The sequence below is a fragment of the Amycolatopsis sp. TRM77291 genome (assembly GCF_054166285.1).
Genome location: NZ_JBSZHF010000001.1, coordinates 3,102,081 through 3,122,759, shown reverse-complemented (window position 1 = coordinate 3,122,759; position 20,679 = coordinate 3,102,081). Strand labels below are relative to the sequence as shown.

The 20,679-nt window shown below is 69.9% G+C and carries 17 protein-coding genes; 7 read left to right on the top strand and 10 right to left on the bottom strand.

Annotated features, from left to right (window positions below):
• Positions 1 to 18 precede the first annotated feature (18 nt).
• Positions 19 to 2,730, top strand: coding sequence for a helix-turn-helix transcriptional regulator (locus tag ACXIZN_RS14740; RefSeq protein ID WP_457955031.1), 2,712 nt, complete (start codon positions 19 to 21; stop codon positions 2,728 to 2,730).
• 365 nt (positions 2,731 to 3,095) lie between these two features.
• Here the strand turns inward: ACXIZN_RS14740 and ACXIZN_RS14735 are convergent, their stop codons facing one another.
• Positions 3,096 to 3,527, bottom strand: a complete 432-nt coding sequence (locus ACXIZN_RS14735; RefSeq protein ID WP_034316469.1) for an organic hydroperoxide resistance protein — start codon at positions 3,525 to 3,527, stop codon at positions 3,096 to 3,098.
• Positions 3,528 to 3,666: 139 nt separating this feature from the next.
• Between ACXIZN_RS14735 and ACXIZN_RS14730 the strand changes: the two genes are divergently transcribed.
• Positions 3,667 to 5,232, top strand: a complete 1,566-nt coding sequence (locus tag ACXIZN_RS14730) for a BTAD domain-containing putative transcriptional regulator (RefSeq protein WP_457955030.1) — start codon at positions 3,667 to 3,669, stop codon at positions 5,230 to 5,232.
• Here ACXIZN_RS14730 and ACXIZN_RS14725 read toward each other — a convergent pair whose 3' ends face one another.
• The 6 genes from ACXIZN_RS14725 to ACXIZN_RS14700 all read right to left on the bottom strand — a co-directional run bounded on the left by ACXIZN_RS14725 (position 5,233) and on the right by ACXIZN_RS14700 (position 12,518).
• Complete coding sequence (locus tag ACXIZN_RS14725; RefSeq protein ID WP_457955029.1) at positions 5,233 to 6,831, bottom strand: glycoside hydrolase family 13 protein; 1,599 nt, start codon at positions 6,829 to 6,831, stop codon at positions 5,233 to 5,235. It lies immediately after the preceding gene.
• 51 nt (positions 6,832 to 6,882) lie between these two features.
• On the bottom strand, positions 6,883 to 7,752 hold the full coding sequence (locus ACXIZN_RS14720; RefSeq protein WP_457955027.1) for a carbohydrate ABC transporter permease: 870 nt from the start codon (positions 7,750 to 7,752) through the stop codon (positions 6,883 to 6,885).
• Entirely contained in the window at positions 7,749 to 8,723 is a 975-nt protein-coding gene (locus ACXIZN_RS14715) for a carbohydrate ABC transporter permease (protein ID WP_457955026.1), read from the bottom strand. Before ACXIZN_RS14715 ends, ACXIZN_RS14720 begins: the two co-directional genes overlap by 4 nt.
• Positions 8,701 to 10,074: an ABC transporter substrate-binding protein gene (locus ACXIZN_RS14710; protein ID WP_457955025.1), complete on the bottom strand. Its 1,374-nt coding sequence runs from the start codon at positions 10,072 to 10,074 to the stop codon at positions 8,701 to 8,703. The genes ACXIZN_RS14715 and ACXIZN_RS14710 overlap by 23 nt, the downstream gene beginning before the upstream one ends.
• A 210-nt stretch (positions 10,075 to 10,284) precedes the next feature.
• Entirely contained in the window at positions 10,285 to 11,289 is a 1,005-nt protein-coding gene (locus tag ACXIZN_RS14705; protein WP_126732246.1) for a LacI family DNA-binding transcriptional regulator, read from the bottom strand.
• Positions 11,290 to 11,321: 32 nt separating this feature from the next.
• Positions 11,322 to 12,518, bottom strand: coding sequence for an MFS transporter (locus tag ACXIZN_RS14700; protein WP_457955024.1), 1,197 nt, complete (start codon positions 12,516 to 12,518; stop codon positions 11,322 to 11,324).
• A 57-nt stretch (positions 12,519 to 12,575) separates the two neighbouring features.
• Between ACXIZN_RS14700 and ACXIZN_RS14695 the strand changes: the two genes are divergently transcribed.
• Complete coding sequence (locus ACXIZN_RS14695) at positions 12,576 to 13,121, top strand: hypothetical protein (protein WP_457955022.1); 546 nt, start codon at positions 12,576 to 12,578, stop codon at positions 13,119 to 13,121.
• A 115-nt stretch (positions 13,122 to 13,236) separates the two neighbouring features.
• Positions 13,237 to 14,622 carry a PepSY-associated TM helix domain-containing protein gene (locus tag ACXIZN_RS14690; protein ID WP_457955021.1) on the top strand — a complete coding sequence of 462 codons (1,386 nt, stop codon included), beginning with the start codon at positions 13,237 to 13,239 and terminating at the stop codon, positions 14,620 to 14,622.
• Positions 14,623 to 14,681: 59 nt separating this feature from the next.
• On the opposite strand, the gene ACXIZN_RS14685 is transcribed toward ACXIZN_RS14690, so the two are convergent.
• Both ACXIZN_RS14685 and ACXIZN_RS14680 read right to left on the bottom strand, forming a co-directional pair.
• Positions 14,682 to 15,989: an MFS transporter gene (locus ACXIZN_RS14685; protein ID WP_457960519.1), complete on the bottom strand. Its 1,308-nt coding sequence runs from the start codon at positions 15,987 to 15,989 to the stop codon at positions 14,682 to 14,684.
• A gap of 121 nt (positions 15,990 to 16,110) precedes the next feature.
• A complete protein-coding gene (locus ACXIZN_RS14680; RefSeq protein ID WP_126732242.1) occupies positions 16,111 to 16,752 on the bottom strand; it encodes a TetR/AcrR family transcriptional regulator in 642 nt (213 codons plus the stop codon).
• Positions 16,753 to 16,863: 111 nt separating this feature from the next.
• Here ACXIZN_RS14680 and ACXIZN_RS14675 point away from each other — a divergent pair, with 111 nt between their 5' ends.
• Together ACXIZN_RS14675 and ACXIZN_RS14670 are read left to right on the top strand one after the other, a co-directional pair.
• Positions 16,864 to 17,712: a shikimate dehydrogenase gene (locus ACXIZN_RS14675; RefSeq protein ID WP_457955019.1), complete on the top strand. Its 849-nt coding sequence runs from the start codon at positions 16,864 to 16,866 to the stop codon at positions 17,710 to 17,712.
• A complete protein-coding gene (locus ACXIZN_RS14670; protein WP_457955018.1) occupies positions 17,702 to 19,465 on the top strand; it encodes a bifunctional sugar phosphate isomerase/epimerase/4-hydroxyphenylpyruvate dioxygenase family protein in 1,764 nt (587 codons plus the stop codon). Before ACXIZN_RS14675 ends, ACXIZN_RS14670 begins: the two co-directional genes overlap by 11 nt.
• Here the strand turns inward: ACXIZN_RS14670 and ACXIZN_RS14665 are convergent.
• Positions 19,449 to 19,994: a hypothetical protein gene (locus tag ACXIZN_RS14665; RefSeq protein ID WP_126732239.1), complete on the bottom strand. Its 546-nt coding sequence runs from the start codon at positions 19,992 to 19,994 to the stop codon at positions 19,449 to 19,451. The genes ACXIZN_RS14670 and ACXIZN_RS14665 overlap by 17 nt on opposite strands.
• A gap of 103 nt (positions 19,995 to 20,097) precedes the next feature.
• On the opposite strand from ACXIZN_RS14665, the gene ACXIZN_RS14660 reads away from it, so the two are divergent.
• The gene (locus ACXIZN_RS14660; protein WP_457955016.1) at positions 20,098 to 20,667 is read left to right on the top strand and encodes a TetR/AcrR family transcriptional regulator; all 570 of its coding nucleotides are present in this window, start codon (positions 20,098 to 20,100) and stop codon (positions 20,665 to 20,667) included.
• Positions 20,668 to 20,679: the final 12 nt, after the last annotated feature.

Sequence of the window (20,679 nt, the reverse complement as noted above, 5' to 3'; positions counted from 1 at the left end):
CGGGAGGAATGCCGCACCATGCCGCTTATCGGACGGGAAGCCGAACTGAAGGACCTGGCCGAGCTCGTCGACGGCCCGGCCGCGGGCTGCGGTGGTGTCCTCATCCAGGGCGAACCGGGCATCGGCAAGTCCGCCGTCGTGGCGGAGGCGGTGGCCGCGGCGACGGTCGGGGGCCTGCGGGTGTTGCGCACGACCGGCGTCGAGGCCGAACGGAACTTCGCGTACGCCGCCCTGCACCAGCTGCTCCATCCCGTCCGGGCCGGTGCCGACACGCTGCCCGCGCCGCAGCGTTCCGCGCTCTGGGCGGCGCTGGGGCTCGCCGAAGCGGACGAGCCCAACGCGTACCTGGTCGGGCTCGCCGCGTTGACGCTGCTGTCGGACGAAGCGGCGGCCAAGCCGTTGCTGATCGTCGCCGAGGACGTCCACTGGATGGATCGCGAGAGTGCCGACGCGCTCGCGTTCGTCGCCAGGCGGATCGAGACGGAGCCGATCGTGCTGGTCGCGACCATCCGGGACGGGGAGCCGTCGCCGCTGCGTGACGCGGGACTGTCCTCAATGGACTTGGAGCGCCTTCCCGGCGACGTGGCGGCCGAGTTGCTCGACTCCGTCGCCCCCGGCCTTTCCTCGCCGGTCCGGTCCCGGGTGCTCGCGGAGGCGGCCGGGAATCCGCTGGCCCTGACCGAGTTGCCGTCGGCCGTGACCGAAATGCCCGAACCCGTGCTGCCGCTGACCGAACGGCTCGAGCGAACGTTCGGGGCCCGGTTCACCGCGCTGCCCGAACCGGCCCGCACGACGGTGCTGGTCGCCGCCCTCAACGAGACGGGCTCGCTCGCCGAGACACTCGCGGCGGCGGGCGCTTTGCTGGGCGAAGACGTCGAGCCGTCGGCGCTGGCACCGGCGGACGAAGCCCGGCTGATCGACCTCGAAGCCCGGGCGGTGTCGTTCCGGCATCCGTTGATGCGCTCGGCGATCCCGGCTTCGGTGCCGTCCGAGGAACTGCGCCGCGCGCACCTGACCCTCGCCGAGGTCCTCCGCGGGCAGCCGGATCGCAGCGCCTGGCATCGGGCGGCCGCCGCGACCGGCGCCGACGAGGACGTGGCCCGCGAACTGGAGCACGCCGCCGATCGCGCCCGGCAGCGCGGCGGAGCGACGGCCGCCGTCGCCGCGCTGGAACAAGCGGCGCTGATGAGCGCCGATCCGCAACGGCGGGCGGACCGGTTGCTGCGCGCGGCGGAGCTGGCCGTCGAATCCGGCGGCCGCGAGACGGCGGAACGGCTCGTCCGGGACGCACGTGCGGGAAAGCTGACGCCGCGGCAACGAGCGACGGCGAGCTGGTTGCTCAGCGGGTTCGAGGACGGTGTCCGCGACGACCTGTCGCGCATCGCGGAACTGGCGCGGCTGGCCGAATCGGTCGCGGAGGACGGACAGCCGGATCCGGCGATGCGCGTCCTGTGGGGTGCCGCCATGCGCTGCTTCTGGGCCGAACCCGGCGAGGACGCGCGGCGCACGCTGCTGTCCGTCGCGGACCGCCTCCCGGTCGAGAACTCGGACCCGCGCCTGGTCGCCGTCGCCGCGTACGTGGCGCCGTTCGACCGGGCCGGATCGGTGCTCGGCGAGCTGCGTGAACTGGCCGCCGGCAGCGGCGCCGATCCCGAGGTCGACCGGTTCCTCGGCAGCGCGTCGCTGCAGGTCGGCGCGGTCGATCTGGCGGCCCGGTTCTCGGCGGCCGCGGCGCCGGGGCTGCGGGCACAAGGCAGGCTCGGCCTCCTGCCGCGAGCGCTGGCGGTCCAGGCGTGGAGCCGGGTCCGGCTCGGTGACCTCGCCGCGGCCGTGCCGGTCGCGGCGGAAGCGGCCAAATTCGCCAAGGAGACCGGGCAGCCGTTCATGTACGGCCTCGCCACCGCCGTCCAGGCCGAGATCGCGGCACTGCGGGGTGAACACAAACAGGCCAAGGCGCTGGCCGACGAGGCCGAACGGACCGCGCTCGCCGCCGGTGCCCGGCCGGTGCTGGCGACCGTGCAGCTCGCCAGAGGGATCGCCGCGTCGAGCGAGGGCCGTTTCGACGACGCGTTCGCCGATCTGCGGCGACTGTTCGACCCTGCCGATCCCGCCTTCCAGCAGGCGTTGCGCGTGTACTTCGTCGCGGAACTCACCGAGGTCGCGGTCCGGGCGGGCCAGGTCGACGCGCTGCGCGAGATCGTCGCGGAGATGGAACAGCTCGCACTGAGGACCCCGGCGCCCGCGTTGCACATCGGTCTGCGCTTCGCCCGCGCCGTGCTCGAACCGAGTGACGAATTGTTCGAGACCGCGCTGGGGGCGGAGCTGGACGGCTGGCCCGCCGAACGCGGGCGACTGCACCTGGCCTACGGCGAATGGCTACGGCGGCAGCGGCGGGCCGTCGACTCGCGGGCGCATCTACGAACCGCGCGGGAGACGTTCGACGCGCTCGGCATGACCGCGTGGGCCGAGCGCGCGCGCCGGGAATTGCGGAGCGCGGGGGAGTCCAGCCCCAACCGCGGCCCCGACGCGCGGGAGAAGCTGACGCCGCACGAGCTGAGCATCGTGCAGCTGGCCGCGGAGGGCCTGACGAACCGGGAGATCGGGCAGCGGCTCTACCTGTCGCACCGGACGGTCGGCACACATCTGCACCGGATCTTCCCCAAGCTCGGGGTGAGTTCGCGGGCGGAACTCAAGAAAGCCTTGGGCCTCGTGAGTGGTAAGGACGGTTAGAACCGTGGGTGTCTCAGGTACCTACTGGCTTCCGGCTGAGGTTTGATTCGGGGCCTTCATGTACTCGGCGGGCCCGACACCGTCCTGGTGAGCATGTCGCGAAAGCCACTTTCGGGACATCAGACGTCTCGAAAGTGGCTTTCGCGACACCGCCGCCAGACCCNACGGTTAGAACCGTGGGTGTCTCAGGTACCTACTGGCTTCCGGCTGAGGTTTGATTCGGGGCCTTCATGTACTCGGCGGGCCCGACACCGTCCTGGTGAGCATGTCGCGAAAGCCACTTTCGGGACATCAGACGTCTCGAAAGTGGCTTTCGCGACACCGCCTCCAGACCCTCAGGGCTTACCACTCACGAGAGCGATGGGTCACGCGACCGTGGCGTCCAGGGTGACCTCGACGTTCCCCCGCGTCGCCTTGGAGTACGGGCACACCTGGTGCGCGCCCTGGACCAGCTCGTCGGCGGTGGCCTGGTCGATACCGGTGGCCTCCAGGTGCAGCGCGGCGCTCAGGTGGAACTCGCCCGCCTCGGTGTCGTGGTGCAGCGTCACCTCCGCGACGACGGCGAGGTCCTCCAGCTTGACCTTCTTGACGCCCGCGACGCGGCGGACGGCGCCGACGAAGCACGACGCCCAGCCGGCGGCGAACAGCTGCTCGGGGTTCGTGCCGTCGCCGGAGCCGCCGAAGGCCTTGGGGACGGCGAGGCCGACGTCGAGCACGCCGTCGTCGGAGGTCGCCCGGCCGCCATTGCGGCCTTCCGCGGTCGAAGTGGCGACGGCGGTGTACGTGGTTTCAGACATGCCGCAACCGTAGGAATCCAGGCCTGACGGCGGCGACCGTCGGATGACGTCATTCCTGTACGTCATGGCTGGACGACGTACGCCGATGACGTCGTCCGACGCTCGCCGCCGTCGCGCGCACCCGCCTACCTTCGCGTTCATGTCCAGCCTGCCGCAGGAAGTCCGGTATCGCTTCACCGTGCTCGGCCCGCCCGGTTTCACCAGCGGCGGCACCCGGCTCGACCTCGGCTCGCCGCAGCAGCAGGCCGTCTTGATGCTGCTGCTGGCCAACGCGGGCAGTTTCGTCCGGACCGGTGAGCTGATCGACGGACTCTGGGGCGAGCGGGCACCTGCCACCGGAGAGGCCGTCATCCGCACCTACATCTCCCGCCTCCGGCGGCTGCTCTCCTTGCAGGGTCTTGGCTCGGCGATCGTCTCGCGGTCCGGCGGCTACCGGCTGGACCCGGATCGGTTCGAGGTGGACGCCGTCGAATTCGCCGGGCTGGTCGAGAGTGCGCGGCAGGCGCACAACGTGGACACGGCGGCGAAGCTGCTGGAACGCGCGCTCGGTCTGTGGACCGGAACGGCGCTGGCCGGCGTCCCCGGTGAAGCGGCCGAACAGGAGCGTGCGCGCCTGGAACGACTGAAACTGACCGCCACCCAGGAGCTGCTCCGGCTGCGCCTCGAACTCGGGGAACACGACGAGGTGATGGCCGAGGTACCCGTGCTGATCGAGCGGAACCGCCTCGAGGAACCGCTTTACGAGATCTACCTTCTCGCCCTTCATCGAGGCGGGCGACGGGCTGAGGCGCTCGAACTGTACCGCTCGATCCACGACCTGTTCGACGAAGAACTCGGAGTCCGGCCCGGGCCGAAACTTCGGGCGCTGCACGAGAAGGTGCTACGCGCCGAGGACGATCCGGCGCCCAGGCTTCGCGACCCGGCGCCGCTGTTCGTCGGACGCGAGCGCGAACGCGCGGAATTCCGGCGGCTGCTCGCGCGAGACCCGGCCAAGGGCGCCGAGGTCCTGTTCCTGACCGGGCCGCCCGGCATCGGGAAGTCGACCCTGCTGCGGAAGTTCGCCGACGACGCGGCGGCCATGGGCAAGCCCGTGCGGCTGTACGACGGGCTCGACGATCCGGCGGGCGTCCTGCGCCGACTGCCCGAAGACGCCACGGTCGTGATCGCGGGCCGGACCGGGCCGCCCGCCACATTGCTGGTCGATCCGGCGTGGGCGGGGAGGATCCGGATCCGGAAGCTCGGAGCCTTGAGCGAGAACGAGTCCGTGGCGCTGCTCGAAGCACGCGGTGTCGACCCCGCGCGACGTAAGTCCATTGTGGACTTCGCGGCGGGCAATCCGTTCGCGCTCTCGCTGGCCGCCGAAGTCGGCAGATCGACGCGGTCCGACGCGGCACGCTACGTGGTGGACACGGTTTACGCGCATCTAGCCGGTGATCCGCCGACGGAGGCACATCGGTGGGCGATGTACGTGTGCGCGCAAGCGGAGCACACCACCGAAGACCTCCTCCGGTCCGTGCTGCCGGGAGGACGGTCGTCGGAGCTGTTCGACTGGCTCCGCGACCACCCCTGCGTCGAGACCGCCACCCACGGCCTCGTCCTCGGCGGTGTGCTCCGCGAGGCGCTCGACCACCACCTCCGGTGGCGTGACCCGGCGGGCCGCGCGCGGATACGCGGCCGGATCAGCCGGGTCACGGCCGGTCGTTGATCAGGTGCGCAGCCACACCGCCGTGTCCGTCGGGAGTCCGCCCTCGACGGGACCGCTGGCCATGAGCACTTCGCGGTGCGGCGGCAACGCCACCGGATTGTCCGAGAAGTTCAGCACGAAGGTGAAACCCGGCTGCCGGGTGAACGCCAGCACGCCGTCGCCCAGTGCCAGCCACTCCAGCTCGCCGGGGCCGAGCGCGGGAAGTTCGCTCCGCAGGCGCAGACCGGCGCGGTAGAGCCGGAGCATCGACGCCGGATCGGCCGCCTGCGCCTCCGCCGTGCTGGAGCGCCATTCTGCGGGCTGGGGCAGCCACGTCCCGCCGGCGCCGAAACCGAACGGCGGCGCGTCACCGGACCAGGGGAGCGGGACCCGGCAGCCGTCCCGGCCGGGATCGGCGCCGTTCGTCCGGGTCCACACCGGATCCTGGCGCAGCTCGTCCGGGATCTCCTCGATCTCCCACAGCCCGAGCTCTTCCCCTTGGTAGACGTACAGACCACCGGGTAGCGCCATGGTCAGCAACGCCGCCGCCCGTGCCCGCCGGGTCCCGAGTTCACGGTCCACCGGCGTGCCGTGCAGCCGGTCGGCGAACGCGAATCCGGTGTCGCCTTCGCGGCCGTACCTGGTCACGTGCCGGGTGACGTCGTGGTTCGACAGCACCCAGGCCGCGGGCGCGCCGACCTCGTCGTGCGCCGCCAGCGTCCGCTCGATGACGTCGCGGAACCGCGCGGAATCCCACGGGCACACCAGGAAGTCGAAGTTGAACGCCGCGTGCAGTTCGTCGCGGCGCAGGTATCGGGCGGCCCGCGACATGTCCGGCAGCCACATCTCACCGACCATCACCCGGTCGCCCGGGTAGCTGTCGGCGATCTTGCGCCACGACCGGTAGATCTCGTGCAGCCCTTCCTGGTCGGAGAACGGCGTCTCGTCGCCGGGATCGACGTCGGGCAGCCGCGGGTCCTTCACCAGCCCGTCGGCGACGTCGATGCGGAAGCCGTCGACCCCGCGGTCGAACCAGAACCGCAGCACGTCCTCGAAATCGGCGCGGATGTCCTGGTTGTCCCAGTTGAAGTCCGGCTGGCGCGAGCTGTACAGGTGCAGGTACCACTCGCCGTCCGGGACCCGCGTCCACGCGGAGCCGCCGAAGCGCGACTTCCAGTTGTTCGGCGGCTCGGAGCCGTCCGGCCCCCGGCCCGGCCGGAACCAGAACCGTTGCCGCTCCGGTGATCCCGGCTCGGCGGCGAGTGCGTCCTTGAACCAGCGGTGCTCGTCGGAGCAGTGGTTCGGCACGATGTCGATGATCACGCGGATCCCCTTGGCGTGGGCCGCGGCGATCAGGTCCTCCGCTTCGGCGAGCGTGCCGAAGAGCGGGTCGATCTCCCGGAAGTCGGCGACGTCGTAACCGCCGTCGTCCATCGGCGACGGATACCACGGGGTGAACCAGATCGCGTCGATCCCCAGTTCGGCCAGGTAGTCCAGCCGTGCGCGGACGCCGGCGAGATCGCCGACACCGTCGCCGTTCCCGTCCGCGAAACTGCGGATGTAGACCTGGTAGATCGCCGCGCTCCGCCACCATCCGGCGGACTGCCCCAATGCGGTCACGGAAGTGCCCTCCTCAGTTGTTCGTGGATACCCCGAAATGCGGCGAAGAATTCAGCCTTTGAGGCTGCCGGCGGTGAGACCGGCGAGGATGTGCCGCTGGAACGCCAGGAACAGCGCCACCATCGGCAGGCTGGCCAGCACCATGCCGGCGACGAGCACGTTCAGCGGCATGTCGATGGCCACCCGCTGCAGCATCACCGACAGCGTCTGCTTCTCGGTGTCCGGGAACACCAGCAGCGGCCAGATGAAGTCCTTCCACGCGGCCACCACCGCGAGGATCGACACCACGGCGAGGATCGGCCGGGAGATCGGCAGGATGATGCGCCACAGCGTGCGCACCGGTCCCGCGCCGTCGAGCCGCGCGGCCTCGATCAGCTCGTCCGGGATCTGGTCGAAGAACCGTTTCAGCAGGTAGATGTTGAACGCGTTCGCCGCGGCGGGCAGCCAGACCGCCGCCGGCGAGTTGATCAGATTGACGTTCAGCAGCGGCAGGTCGGTGATCGTCACGTAGGTGGGCACCAGCAGCGCCGCCGCCGGGAGCATCAACGTCACGAGCATCAGCCCGAGCACGACGTTGCCGAACTTCGGCCGCAGCTTCGACAACGCGAACGCCGCGGGGACGTCGATGGCCAGCTGGGCCAGCCAGGCGCCGCCCGCGACGACGACGGTGTTGAGGAAGTACTTGCCGAGGCTCAGCTGGTCCCAGGCGTCGGCGAAGGTCCCCGGATGCCATTCGGTCGGGATGAACGTCGCCGGTGTCTGCGCCAGTTCCTGCGGTGACTTCATCGCGCCGGTCACCGCCCAGTACAACGGGAACAGGAATGCGATGACGAACAGGAGCAGGGTGCAGCCGAAGATCACGGCGTACCCGATCCTGCCGCCGGGGCTGCGGAGCGTGCTGGGGGAGACGAGCGTCCTCATGACTGATCCGCCTTCCGGGTCAGGCGCACGTACAACGCGGAGAACACCCCGAGCGCGACGAACAGCAGCAGGCTCAACGCGCTGGCCGAGCCGAAGTCGTTGTAGACGAAGGCGTAGCGGTACAGCAGCAGGAGCACGGTGACGGTCGAGTCGTCCGGGCCACCGCCGGTCATCACATACGGCTCGGTGAACACCTGCATGGTCGCGACGACCTGCAGCAACAGCAGCACCAGCAACACGAACCGGGTCTGCGGCAGCGTGACGTGGATGAGGCGTTTCCACAGTCCGGCGCCGTCCAGTTCCGCGGCTTCGTAGAGCTCACCGGGGATGGTGCCGAGCGCGGCGAGGTAGATCAGCGTGGTGCTGCCCATGTTCGCCCACGTCGACACGAACACCAGCGACAGCATCGACGTGTCGCTCGAGTCGAGCCACTGGCCGCCGGGCAGGCCCACGGCGCCGAGCGCGGAGTTGAACAGACCGGCGCCCGGGTCGTAGAACCACTTCCACATCAGGGCGGTGACCACCGGCGGCAGCATCACCGGCAGGTAGACGGCGAGCCGGAAGAACGCCTTGGCGTGCCGCAGTTCGTTGAGCAGCACGGCGGTCACGAACGGCACCACGAACCCGAAGACCAGCGCGAGCACGGTGAACAACAGCGTGTTGCGCCAGGCGACGCCGAACAGCGGGTCTTCGAACAGGCGGGTGAAGTTGTCGAACCCGACCCAGGTGGGCGGGTTGACGAAGTCGACCTGCTGGAAGCTCAGCAGCACCCCGCGCACGATCGGGTACCAGGAGAACAGCGCGAACACCACGAGCGCGGCGCACAACAGGCCGTACGCGGTGAGGTTCTCCTTGAGCTTGCGGCGCAACCGGTTCCGGCGGCGTTCGGCGGCCGAAGCGACCGGGCGACCGGCCCGCGACGACGCTGCCGCGGGCCAGTCGAGGACGCTACTTGACCTGGGCGAGGACACTGTTGACCTTCGACACGGCCGACGACAGCTGCTGATCGATATTCGCGTTCCGATCGGTGAGCACCGCCTGCATCACACTGTCCAGGATGGCGTAGACCTGCTGCGCGTTCGGCGGTTCGATACTGCCCTTGATCCGCGAACTTGCGTCTACATAGGACTGATAGTTCTCGGCGGGAACGTTGGCGTGCTTGGCCTTGATCGCGAGCTGCTGGTCACGGACGGCCCCCTGCCAGACGTCCGGGGTCGGCTCGGCGGGCAGGCCCACCGGCTGCTTGCCGTCGACGTACTGCTGGACGTGCTTCTCGAAGCGCTCCGGGTTGAGGTACTTCCAGCGGACCCATTCCAGGCCGGCCTTGATCTTCTCCGGCGAGGCCTTGGGGTTGATCATGTAGCCCTCGCCGCCGAGCAGCGTGCCCTGCCCGCCCGGCATCCCGGCGACGCCGTAGTCCTCGTACTTGCCGTTGAACTGCTTGACCAGCACCGGCACGTTGTCCGGGGCGGCCATGTACATGCCGAGCTGGCCCGCGCCCATCATGCGCTGGACGTCTTGGGCTTCGAGCAGCTGCTTGCTGCCCATGGTGTCGTCTTCCCACCGCATGGCGCGCAGCTGGTTCAGGGCGGCCTTGGCCTTGTCGTTGTCGAACGCGGCGACCCATTTGTCGCCGTCCTTGCGGGCGACCTCGCTGCCCATCGAGTAGAGCCACGCGGTCAGGTGCCAGCCGCCCTGGTTGTTCTTGCTGTAGTCGGCGTATCCGACGGTGCCGTTGCCCAGCGCGGCGATCTTCTTCGCGGCCGCACGGACCTCGTCCCAGGTCCGCGGCGGTTTGTTCGGGTCGAGCCCGGCCTTCTGGAACAGCGGGCGGCTGTAGACCAGGCCCATGCTGTAGTTCATCGTCGGCAGGCCGTAGAGCTTGCCGTCGGCGTCCCGGAAGTTGTCCAGTAATTCCGGTTTGATGTCGCCGAAGTTCTTCAGGCCCTTGGCCGCTTCGGTGATGTCGGCGGCCTGGCGGCGCGCGATGATCTGCGCCGGGTCGGTGAAGTAGACGTAGTAGACGTCTTCGAGCTGCCCGCCGGCGAGCTTGGCGGAGAACGTCTTCGGATCCATGAACCCCTCGTGGGGCTCGATGTCGATGTCCGGGTGGGACTCCTCGAACTCCTTGACGTCGGCGTCGAACACGCCGCGCTCGAACGGCTGGCTGGTCGGGGGCTGGCCGGTCACGGTGATCTTGACCTTGCCCCCGGTGCTTTCACCGGAACCGGAACCGCAGGCGGCCACCCCCAGGGTGAGTCCACCCGCGAGGAGCAGGCAGAACATCCGGCGGCGCACGGTGGGGGACCAAGTGCTGCTCATCTTCAAGCCTCATCTCGGGATCGCGACGGCTGTCACGTGATTGCGGTCACTCTAAAGTGAAGCCCGTGATTTACGCAATAACTGGATGAGAACTTGCAACTTTGCGACAGACACTGTCCGGAGGTGCCTCAAGCGCGTGAAGGCCCCCTTCCCTCGACTGAGCCGAGGGAAGGGGGCCTTCGCGCGCTGGGGGATCCCGCAGTCGGCTGGCTAAGTGCGGCGGGCGGTGGAGCCCCGGACGACGAGTTCGGGGGCGAACAACAGCTCCTCGGCCGCGACCTCACCACCGTTTATGCGCTTGACCAGCAGTTCGACCACGGCGCGGCCCATCGCCTCGATCGGCTGACGGGTCGTGGTGAGCGGCGGGTCGGTGCAGTTCATCAGGGCCGAATCGTCGTAGCCCACCACCGAGATGTCTTCGGGCACCGACAATCCCTGCCGCCGGGCCGCGCGGATCGCGCCCAGGGCCAGGAGGTCGCTCGCGCACAGGACGGCCGTCGCGCCGCGCGGATACAGCCTGGCCGCGGCCGCGTGTCCGCCTTCGATGGAGAACATGCCGTGCTCGACGAGTTCGTCCAGGACCGGGAGCCCGAGTTTCGCCGCGTAGGCGCGGAACGCCTCGAGTTTGCGCTGCGACGGCACGTGGTCGTTCGGGCCGAGGACGAGACCGATCTTCTCATGGCCGAGCGAGCTCAGATGCCCGACGACCTGCTCGACGGCGACCGCGTCGTCGCACGAGATCTGCGGCAGCCCGAGGTGGTCGACGGCGGCGTTGATCAGCACCGTCGGCAGGCGGCGCTCGGCGAGATGGTGGTAGTGGGAGTGCACCGCGTCGGCCTGCGCGTAGAGCCCGCCGGCGAACACGACACCGGAAACCTGCTGTTGCAGCAGCAGTTCGACGTACTCCGCCTCGGAGACGCCGCCCGCGGTGCGGGTGCACAGCACCGGGGTGAAGCCCTGCTGGGCCAGTGCGTTGCCCATGATCTCGGCCAGTGCGGGGAAGATGGGGTTCTGGAGTTCGGGGAGGACCAGTCCGACCAGGCGGGCGCGATCCCCGCGCAGCTGGGTCGGCCGTTCGTAGCCCATCACGTCCAGCGCGGTGAGGACGGCGGCCCGGGTGCCGGCGGAGACCCCGGACCGGCCGTTGAGCACCCGGCTGACCGTGGCTTCACTGACCCCGACCTTGCGGGCGACTTCGGCAAGACGACGCGTCATGGGTGAAACATTACCGCAAGTGAGCGCAAGAACTAGACACTCTTGATCGGTGCGGCGGTCCGGAAATCCCGCGAAGAAGGAACGAGGGCGGCCACGGCCGGGGCGGCGAAGCAGACGACCGCGCACGCCGTCAGCACCGGCGTCGCCCCGAACCGGTCGATCGCGGGTGCGATGAGCGCGAGCCCGGCGGGCGCCAGGCCGTAGGAGAACAGGAAGTCCAAAGAGGACACCCGCGCGAGCTTCCCCGGCTCGACCTCCCGTTGGGTCGCGGTGAACCACGGGACGTTGAACAGTTCGATGCCCAGCCCAGCGACCGCGTAGGCGGCGACGACGAAGGCCGGGTGCACCGGGAACAGCAGGCTCAGCGGCGCGAAGCCGTAGCAGCCGAGCCCGATCAGCGCCGCCCAACCCTGCCGCTCCGGCCGCCAGCGTGCGATGACGACCGCGCCCGCGAGCGCGCCGAGCGTGTACGCGGTGAGTCCGGCGGCCAGGACGGCTTCGGTGTCGTAGCGGTCGCGGCTGACCAAGGGCAGCACGACGCCGGTGGCGGAATACCCGGTCGCGATCACGGCGGTCAGCGCGCCGAGCCCGGCCAGGAACCACGGGTGACGGCGGGCTTCGCGGAGGCCGTCGGCGAACTCGCCGAAGAAGCGGGTCTTGGTCGTGGCCGGGGCGGGCGCGAACGTTCCCCGCGGTGGGATCAGCGCCGCGCCCAGCCACAGCACCCCGGTCGCGATGACCAGGGCCGACGTCGAAGCGAACTGGGAGAGCAAGGCGGTGAGCCCGGGCGCGACCAGGGTCGTGACCCGGACGGCGAGCGTCATCGCGGCGTTGGCCTGCTGACGCCGGTCCTCGGCGATCACTTCCGCGGTCAGTGCCTGGAACGCCGGGCGGCACGCACCCTGCCCGACGCCGACGACGGCGGCCGCCGCGGCCGTCACCAGGACCGATCGGCCCATCCCGGCCGCGATCAGGGGAGTGGCGGCACCCGCGACGAGACCGGCCCAGAGCACGACCCCGCGCCGTGAGTACCGGTCGGCCAGCACACCCGCCACCGGGACGGCCACGAGGAACCCCGCGGTCCGCGCGGCGAGCACGATGCCCAGGTCCACGGCCGAAAGCGACCGTTCCAACACCGCGAGCCCGAGGATGAACGGCAGGGCCCAGGTCGCCAGCCCGGAGGCGGTGTTCCCGGTCCAGAGCCGGAGGAACGACAGGCTGCGGAGCACCGGGGTGACGATAGCAAGGAGAGACAACGGGCCCCGTCGCGCTCTACTCTGCCTCCCGTGCGCACGCCGACCTCGTCCCGGGGCCCGGTCAGGCGCCTCCGCGGCGGGGCCGTGGGGGTCCTGACCGGTACTTTGGCGACCGGTGCCCACGCCGGGACCAGCGGACGCGTCCCCGACCTCGGCGTGGTCGTGCTGCTCGTCGCCCTGCTGAGCTGGGTGGCGTACGCGTTCGCCGGACGCCGTCGCGGTCCGCTCGCCATCCTCGGACTGGTGGCGGGCGGGCAGCTGGCGATGCACGCCTGCTTGACCTTCCTGACCTGGCAGTCGCACGCCCATCACGCCGAGACCCCCGGCAACGGCCTGGCCATGGCCGCCGGGCACGCCGCCGCGACCCTCGTGGTGGCGATGGTGCTCGCGGGCGCCGAACACGTCGTCTTCGCGCTCACGGCTCTGATCGCTTCGGTCCTTCCGCGCCGCCTGACCCCGCGGCCGGCGACGGCGCCGCTGCGGATCCGCGTCCCGCTCGCGCTGGAGTTCCCCGCGACCGAGGCGCTCCTGCGAAACGTGCTTTCGCGGCGCGGCCCGCCGGTGACGTTCGCCTGAACCCCGAAACCCTGCCGAGACCCCATGTCACGGCAGGGCTCAGCACGCGTGCCGTGACCACCCCGGCGCGCGGAGCAGGCGCACGCCTCCCCACCGACGCCTCAGGAGTTCCCCAATGGCAACACGAATCGAACCGACCACCAGCCCACCGCGCGCGTCCGGCTGGCGCGGACTCTTCCTTCGTCTCCACTTCTACGCCGGCGTTCTCGTCGGACCGTTCGTCCTCATCGCCGCGCTCACCGGCGTGCTGTACGCGGCGACGCCGCAGATGGAATCCTGGATCTACGCCGATCAGCTCCGGGCTCCCGTCGGGCTGAACCAGGTCTCCCTCGCCGACCAGGTCAAGGCGGCCCAAGCGGCCAACCCCGGCGGTGAGCTGGTCGCCGTCCGGCCCGCACCCGAACCGGGCGACACGACGCGCGTGCTCTTCGCCGAGGAGGGGCTCGGCGAGTCCGAACGACGCGCGATCTTCGTCGATCCCGCCACCGCGCAGGTGCGCGGGGATCTCGTCGCGTATGGCTCGAGCGGTGCCTTGCCGTTCCGGACCACGCTCGACCACCTGCACCGGAATCTGATGCTCGGCGAACCGGGACGGCTCTACAGCGAACTGGCCGCGTCCTGGTTGTGGGTGGTCGCGCTGGGCGGTCTCGTGCTGTGGGTGAGCCGCCGCCGCGCCCGCCGGAACGAGAAGGCCGAGTCCGAGCGAGGGAAGTCCGTGCGCCGTCACGGCACCGTCGGGCTGTGGGTGCTGCTCGGCGCGCTGTTCCTTTCCGCGACAGGGCTGACGTGGTCGGCGTACGCGGGTGAGAACGTCTCGGCGCTGCGAGAATCCCTCGGCTGGGCCACTCCGGCGTTGAAGGTGACCGGTGCCGACGAGCACGCCGGGCACACCGGGCACTCGGGTCACGGTGAAATTCCCGCCGCGAAGCCCGAGAGCGTGGACGCGATGCTCGCTTCGGCCCGCGCCGCCGGGATCGACGCGCCCTCGGTGGAGATCGGGCTGCCCGCGAAACCCGGTGCTCCCTGGCAGGTCGCGGAGATCGAGCGAGGCTGGCCGACCCAGGTCGACGCCGTCGCGGTCGACGGGACCACCGGGCAGATCCTGGACGAGGTGCGGTTCGACGACTACCCGCTGATGGCCAAGCTCGCGCGCTGGGGGATCGACGCGCATATGGGCGTGCTGTTCGGCTGGCCCAACCAGATCGTGCTGCTCCTGCTCGGCGCCGGTCTGGTCACGCTGGTCGTGCTCGGCTACCGCATGTGGTGGCGGCGCAGGCCGACCCGGGCCACCGGGCTGACCTTCGGGCGGCCCATCCCGCGCGGTCAGTGGCGCAAGGCCCCGCTCGCCCTGGTGGCCGGGCTGCTCGTCGCCGCCGCCGCGATCGGCTGGTTCGTGCCGCTGCTCGGGATCAGCCTGCTCGCGTTCCTGGTGATCGACCTACTGCTGGGCCTGCGGTCCCGTGGCCGGCCCACACCGGATTCGACCGACGTCACCGTATGAGGTCCGCGCTCGCCGCCCATGATCGGGCGGCGAGCGCGGTGCCGGCGAGCCGGGGCGATTCACCCGCAACGCGTCGCTGAAGCCGGTTCTTTCGTCCAGCGAACGTGCGTCTCGCCGAGCTCCTCGGTGGGGACGCGGTGCGTTTCGCGTGCGGTGAGCGCGGCCGCGGCGCTGAGCAGGCAGACGGCGGCGGTGAAGACGGCGACGCCGAGCCAGTCATCCTTCGCCGAACCGATCGCGGCGACCACACTCGGGGCGAACCCGGCGATGGCGAACCCGATCTGCGTGCCGATCGCCATTCCCGAAAGGCGGACCCTGGCGCTGAACATCTCGCCGTAGAACGACGGCCACACCCCGTTGACGGCGCTGTAGGCGACACCGAACAGCAGGATGCCGACGGTGAAGATCAGCGGATACGAACCGTCCGAAATGGACCAGAGGTACGGGAAGATCAGCACCGCGCAGGCGAGACAGCCCGCGATGAACACCGGCTTGCGGCCGATTCGGTCGGAAAGCCCGGCCAGCAAAGGGATCGCGAGTAGCGCGGCGACGTTGGCCAGCACGCCGACCCACAGTATCGGCCCGCGTTCCAGCCCGACCGTGTTGACCGCGTAGCTCAGCGCGTAGACGGTGAAGATCGTGCTGACCGAGGCGATGGTGGCCGCGACGACGACGCGGAGCACGTCCCTCCAGTGCGTCCGGAACAGCACGGCGACGGGCAGTTTGGCGATGTCGGACCGGTTCTGTTGGAACACCGGCGTCTCGTCGATCTTGCGGCGGATCACGAAGCCGACCACCACCACGACGGCGCTGCACCAGAACGGGATCCGCCAGCCCCAGGTGAGCAACTGCTCCTGGGGGAGCGCGGCGATCGGCAGGAACACCGCGGTGGCGAGGATCTGGCCGGCCTGGGTACCGCTGAGGGTGAAGCTCGTGTAGTAGCCGCGCCGGTGGGAAGGCGCGTGCTCCAGCGACATCGAGTTGGCGCCCGCCTGCTCCCCGGCGGCCGAAAGCCCTTGCAGGAGGCGAAGTATCACCAGCAGGACCGGCGCGAGCACCCCCACTGAGGCGTATGTCGGCAGGCAGCCGACCAGGAACGTCGTGACGCCCATCAGCACCAGCGTGAACACCAGGACCTTCTTGCGGCCCAGCCGGTCGCCGACGTGCCCGAGCACGAACGCGCCGACCGGGCGGGCGAGGTAGCCGACGCCGAAGGTCGCCAGCGCCAGCAGTGTTCCGGTGGCGGGGGAGGACGCGGGGAAGAAGACCTTGTTGAACACCAGTGCGGCGGCGGTTCCGTAGATGAAGAAGTCGTAGTACTCCAGGGCACTGCCGATCCAGGCGGCCGATGCCGCCTTACGGGGCATGCCTTGCGTGACAGGGGAGGGAGAGGCCACGTCGACACTCCAAGGTGCGATTCAGCAATGTACGATCTAGTTAGTTAATACAGCCTGCGAGACGGTGCCCGGGTTGTCAAGAGCCGGGATTTCAGGCCGTCAGATAGTCGATCACCAGATCGCCCAGCATCAGGCGATAGTGATCGCGGCGCGCGGGATCGAGCATGTCGCGGCCGAAGATTGCGGAGAAGGTGTGCCGGTTCGCGAGGCGGAACACGCAGAACGAGCTGATCACCATGTGCACGTCGAGCGCGTCGACGTCGTCGCGGAACCGGCCGGCTTCACGGCCGCGGTCGAGGATGCGGGTGAGCACGTCCAGTGCCGGATTCGCCATGCCGGACAGGGCTTCCGAGCGGGCGATGTGCTCGCCGTGGTGGATGTTCTCGATGCTCACGAGGCGGATGAAGTCCGGGTTGGCCTCGTGGTGGTCGAAGGTGAGCTCGGCGAGCTGGCGGATCGCGTCCTCGGGTTCGAGATGGTCGACGTCGAGGTCCTGTTCGAGGGCGCGGATGGTCGCGTACGCCCGTTCGAGCGCGGCGACGTAGAGCTGTTCCTTGCCGCCGAAGTAGTAGTAGATCATCCGCTTGGTGGTGCTCGTGCGGGCGGCGATCTCATCCACCCTGGCGCCGGCGTAGCCCTTGTCGGCGAATTCCCTGGTGGCCACCGCGAGGATTTCGGCGCGGGTGCGTTCCTTGTCGCGCTGGCGCTCGACCTCGGACGACGGTGCGGCCACCTGACTCCCTCCGAACCGCTGGTGGAGGCCCCACTCTAGCGCAGCCCTTCTCGTGCCGACCGGTCCGCGCTACAGTGAACTCACTAGTTCGTACATTAACGGAGGATCTTGGTGACCAGCTACCTCATCGGCCTGGTCGGTACCGGTATCGGCCCGTCGCTGAGCCCGGCGCTGCACGAACGGGAAGCCGACGAGCTCGGGCTGCGCTATCTCTACCGGCGGCTCGACCTCGACGTGCTGAGGCTGCCGATCGGCGAAGTGCTGGCCGCCGCGCGGATCGCGGGCTTCGACGGTCTCAACATCACGCATCCCGTGAAACAACAGGTGCTGCCGTATCTCGACGAGGTCGCGCCGGACGCCGCGGCACTCGGCGCGGTCAACACGGTGGTGTTCCGCGAGGGGCTCGCCACCGGGTACAACACGGACGCGACCGGTTTCGCCCGCAACCTCATCCAGGGCCTGCCGGACGCCGAGATGGACACGGTCGTCCTCCTCGGCGCGGGTGGGGCGGGCGCGGCCGTGGCCCATGCCCTGCTCTCGCTGGGGGCCGGGCGGCTGATCGTCCACGACGTCGACTCGGCGCGTGCCGGGACACTGGTCTCCGCGCTGCTGCGGCGGTTCGGCGACGACCGGGCCCGCACCGGTTCCCTCGAGGACATCCGTGTCGCCGACGGCCTCGTCCACGCCACACCGACCGGGATGGCCGCGTATCCGGGATCGCCCGTTCCCGCCGAGTCGCTGCGCCCAGGGATGTGGGTGGCCGACATCGTCTACCGCCCGTTGGAGACCGCGCTGCTCAAGCAGGCGCGGGAGCGGGGCTGCCGGACGCTGCACGGTGGCGGAATGGTCGTCTTCCAGGCGGCGGACTCGTTCCGCCTGTTCACCGGCGCGGAGCCGGACGCCGACCGGATGCTCCGGCATTTCGAAGCGCTGGAAGGGAAACCCGCCCATGTCCGGTGACGCCGCCATCGCGACCGTCTGCCTTTCCGGCACGCTCGAGGACAAGCTCGCAGCGGCCGCCGCGGCCGGCTTCGACGGCGTCGAGATCTTCGAGAACGACCTGATCGCGTCCCGGCGGACGCCGTCGGAGATCCGGCGGCTGTGCGCCGACCTCGGCCTCACGATCGATCTCTACCAGCCGTTCCGCGATTTCGAGGCGGTGCCGCCGGACGTGCTCCGCGCGAACCTCCGCCGGGCGCGGCGGAAGTTCGATCTCATGGCCGAGCTCGGGGCCGACACCGTCCTGGTCTGTTCGTCGGTCTCGCCCGACGCCGTCGACGACGACGATCTCGCCGCCGAACAGCTGCACGAGCTGGCTTCGATGGCCGCGTCGCGCGGAATCCGCGTCGCTTACGAAGCGCTCGCGTGGGGCCGGTTCGTGAACACCTACGAGCACGCGTGGCGCATCGTGCGGCGGGCCGACCATCCGGCGTTGGGAGTCTGCCTCGACAGCTTCCACATCCTGTCGCGGCGCAGCGATCCTCGCGCGATCCGGACGATCCCGGGGGAGAAGATCTTCTTCCTGCAACTGGCCGACGCGCCTCTGCTGGACATGGACGTGCTGCACTGGAGCAGGCATCACCGGCTCTTCCCGGGACAAGGCGCGTTCGACCTGGCCACGTTCACCGGGCACGTCCTGGCGGCGGGATATCGAGGCCCGCTTTCGCTGGAGGTGTTCAACGACGTCTTCCGGCAGGCGGATCCGCGGCCCGCGGCCGTCGACGCCATGCGATCGCTGGTGGCTCTGCGCGAATCCGTTGGCGCCCTTGCGGTTCCCGAGGCGCCCCGGCTGGATGGGCACGCCTTCGCGGAGCTCGCGGTTCCGGGCGCCGTGCTCGCGGAACTCGGTTTCACGCACGTCGGAACGCATCGCTCGAAACCGGTCAACTTGTGGCGACAGGGATCGGCGCGGTTGCTGGTGAACGAAGCCGCCGCGGAGGGCACGATCAGCGCGCTCGGCCTGACCAGCGCCAACCCGGCCGGATCGGCACGGCGCGCGGAAGACCTGCTCGCGCCGGTGCTGCCACGCGAACACGGCCCGGACGAGGCGGACCTGTCCGCCGTCGCCGCCCCGGACGGGACCGAGGTCTTCTTCTGTGGCAACGGAGAATGGCTTCGCGACTTCGTTCCCACCGGAGCGGCGCCGTCGGGGACGGGGATCACCGGCATCGACCACGTCGCCCTGACCCAGCCCTTCGACCACTTCGACGAGGCGACGCTGTTCTACCGTTCGGTACTCGGCCTGGAGCCCGAACCGGTGTCCGAATTCGCGGCGCCGTTCGGGCTCGTGCGCAGCCGGGCGGTCGGGAACCGGGACGTCCGCCTGACCTTGGACAGTGCCCTGGTGCGGCGAGGGGGGTGGGCACCGGGAGTGCCCTCGCCCCAGCACATCGCCCTCGCGTGCGACGACGCGATCGCCGTCGCGAGGGCCATGCGGGAGGCGGGTGCGCCACTGCTTTCGATCCCCGGTAACTACTACGACGACCTCGACGCGCGGTTCGATCTGCCGTTTTCGGCCGCCCTGCGGGAGAATTCGGTGCTGTACGACCGGGACTCGTCCGGCGAGTTCCTGCACTTCTGCACCGAACTGGTCGGCTCGCGGGTGTTCTTCGAGGTCGTGCAACGGATCGGCGGGTATCACGGGTACGGGGTCGTGAACACGCCGGTGTACATGACCGCGCATCGGGAACGGCGGCTCAGCCTCGCCCGCTGAGCCGGCCGAGGCGGATCGCCGAAACGAGGAAGAACACCCCGCCGAGGAAGGCGTATCCGGCCAGGTTGAGCAGTGTGGCGTCCGGTTGGGCGGCCTGCAGGACGAAGGAAGTCCCGGCGAGGGCCGAGATGGCCCCGCTGGCGATCATCGCCCACTGGCCGCCCAGTTCGCGGCGGCCGATGCCGACGGCGAGCTGGACGAGACCCGACACGATCGCCCAGGCGCCCCAGACGCGCAGCACCGCCGGGATGCCGGAAGCGGCGGCGAACACGAGGCCGATGCCGGCGATCGCGCTGATCGCGATGTTCACATACAGGCCCGGTGCGGGCTTCGCGTCCTGTGTGGAGCGAACGTCGATGACGGCGGCGACGACGTCGAAAAGCGGGTAAAGCACGAGCAGGGCGATGCTGACCGGTCCGAGTTTCGACGCACTCGTGAACAGTAGGCCGGCCCACACGAGCGCGAAGCCGAAACGAACGAAGTACAGGCGCCGCAGGGTGGGCGCGATGGTGGCGGTTCGGCTGCTCACGGAAGCTCCTAGTGAGGTGAGGAGAACGTTCGGTCTACTTGAACCCTGGCAGCCGGGTGCGGTTCGGTCAAGACCGAACGTTCTATCCCGTAAGCTGGCCGTAATGTCTCAACGTCAAGCGTCCGAAGCGCGCACCAGGCTGCTCACCACGGCGACCAGGCTCTTCTACGCGGAGGGCATCCACTCCGTGGGCATCGACCGGATCGTGGCCGAGGCGAAGGTGACCCGGGCGACCCTGTACCGGCATTTCCCGGGCAAGGACGACCTGATCGTCTACTACCTGCAGGAAGCCGACCAGGCGATCCGCGCCCAGATCGACGCCATCGTCGCCAAGGGGGCGGCGGCGCCCGACACTCTGCGCGCGATCGCCGGGAACATCGCGGAGGGCATCCGGTCACCCGGTTTCCGCGGCTGCGCCTTCCTCAACGCCGCGTCGGAGTACCCGGATCCGGCTCATCCCGTGCACCAAGCCGTCCTCGCCCATCGTGAGTGGTTCGCGCGGGTGGTCACCGAGGTGCTGGCCCCCGTGGGGAGCGGTCCGGCCGAACTCGCGGCCCGGCGCTTCGTCCTGCTCCGGGACGGTGCGATGGCCACCGGCTGCCTGTCCGACCCCGCGCCGATCTGTGAAACCTTCCTCGAGGGAGTCGAAGACCTGCTGTCTCGTGAGTGGTAAGGACCGTTAGAG

What these genes read in the sequence shown, in the direction of transcription:
- ACXIZN_RS14690 (WP_457955021.1), top strand. Translation starts at nt 13,237, where the DNA reads ATGGCAACACGAATCGAACCGACCACCAGCCCACCGCGCGCGTCCGGC.
- ACXIZN_RS14685 (WP_457960519.1), bottom strand. Translation starts at nt 15,989, where the DNA reads ATGCCCCGTAAGGCGGCATCGGCCGCCTGGATCGGCAGTGCCCTGGAG.
- ACXIZN_RS14740 (WP_457955031.1), top strand. Translation starts at nt 19, where the DNA reads ATGCCGCTTATCGGACGGGAAGCCGAACTGAAGGACCTGGCCGAGCTC.
- ACXIZN_RS14710 (WP_457955025.1), bottom strand. Translation starts at nt 10,074, where the DNA reads ATGAGCAGCACTTGGTCCCCCACCGTGCGCCGCCGGATGTTCTGCCTG.
- ACXIZN_RS14670 (WP_457955018.1), top strand. Translation starts at nt 17,702, where the DNA reads ATGTCCGGTGACGCCGCCATCGCGACCGTCTGCCTTTCCGGCACGCTC.
- ACXIZN_RS14735 (WP_034316469.1), bottom strand. Translation starts at nt 3,527, where the DNA reads ATGTCTGAAACCACGTACACCGCCGTCGCCACTTCGACCGCGGAAGGC.
- ACXIZN_RS14705 (WP_126732246.1), bottom strand. Translation starts at nt 11,289, where the DNA reads ATGACGCGTCGTCTTGCCGAAGTCGCCCGCAAGGTCGGGGTCAGTGAA.
- ACXIZN_RS14720 (WP_457955027.1), bottom strand. Translation starts at nt 7,752, where the DNA reads ATGAGGACGCTCGTCTCCCCCAGCACGCTCCGCAGCCCCGGCGGCAGG.
- ACXIZN_RS14730 (WP_457955030.1), top strand. Translation starts at nt 3,667, where the DNA reads ATGTCCAGCCTGCCGCAGGAAGTCCGGTATCGCTTCACCGTGCTCGGC.
- ACXIZN_RS14660 (WP_457955016.1), top strand. Translation starts at nt 20,098, where the DNA reads ATGTCTCAACGTCAAGCGTCCGAAGCGCGCACCAGGCTGCTCACCACG.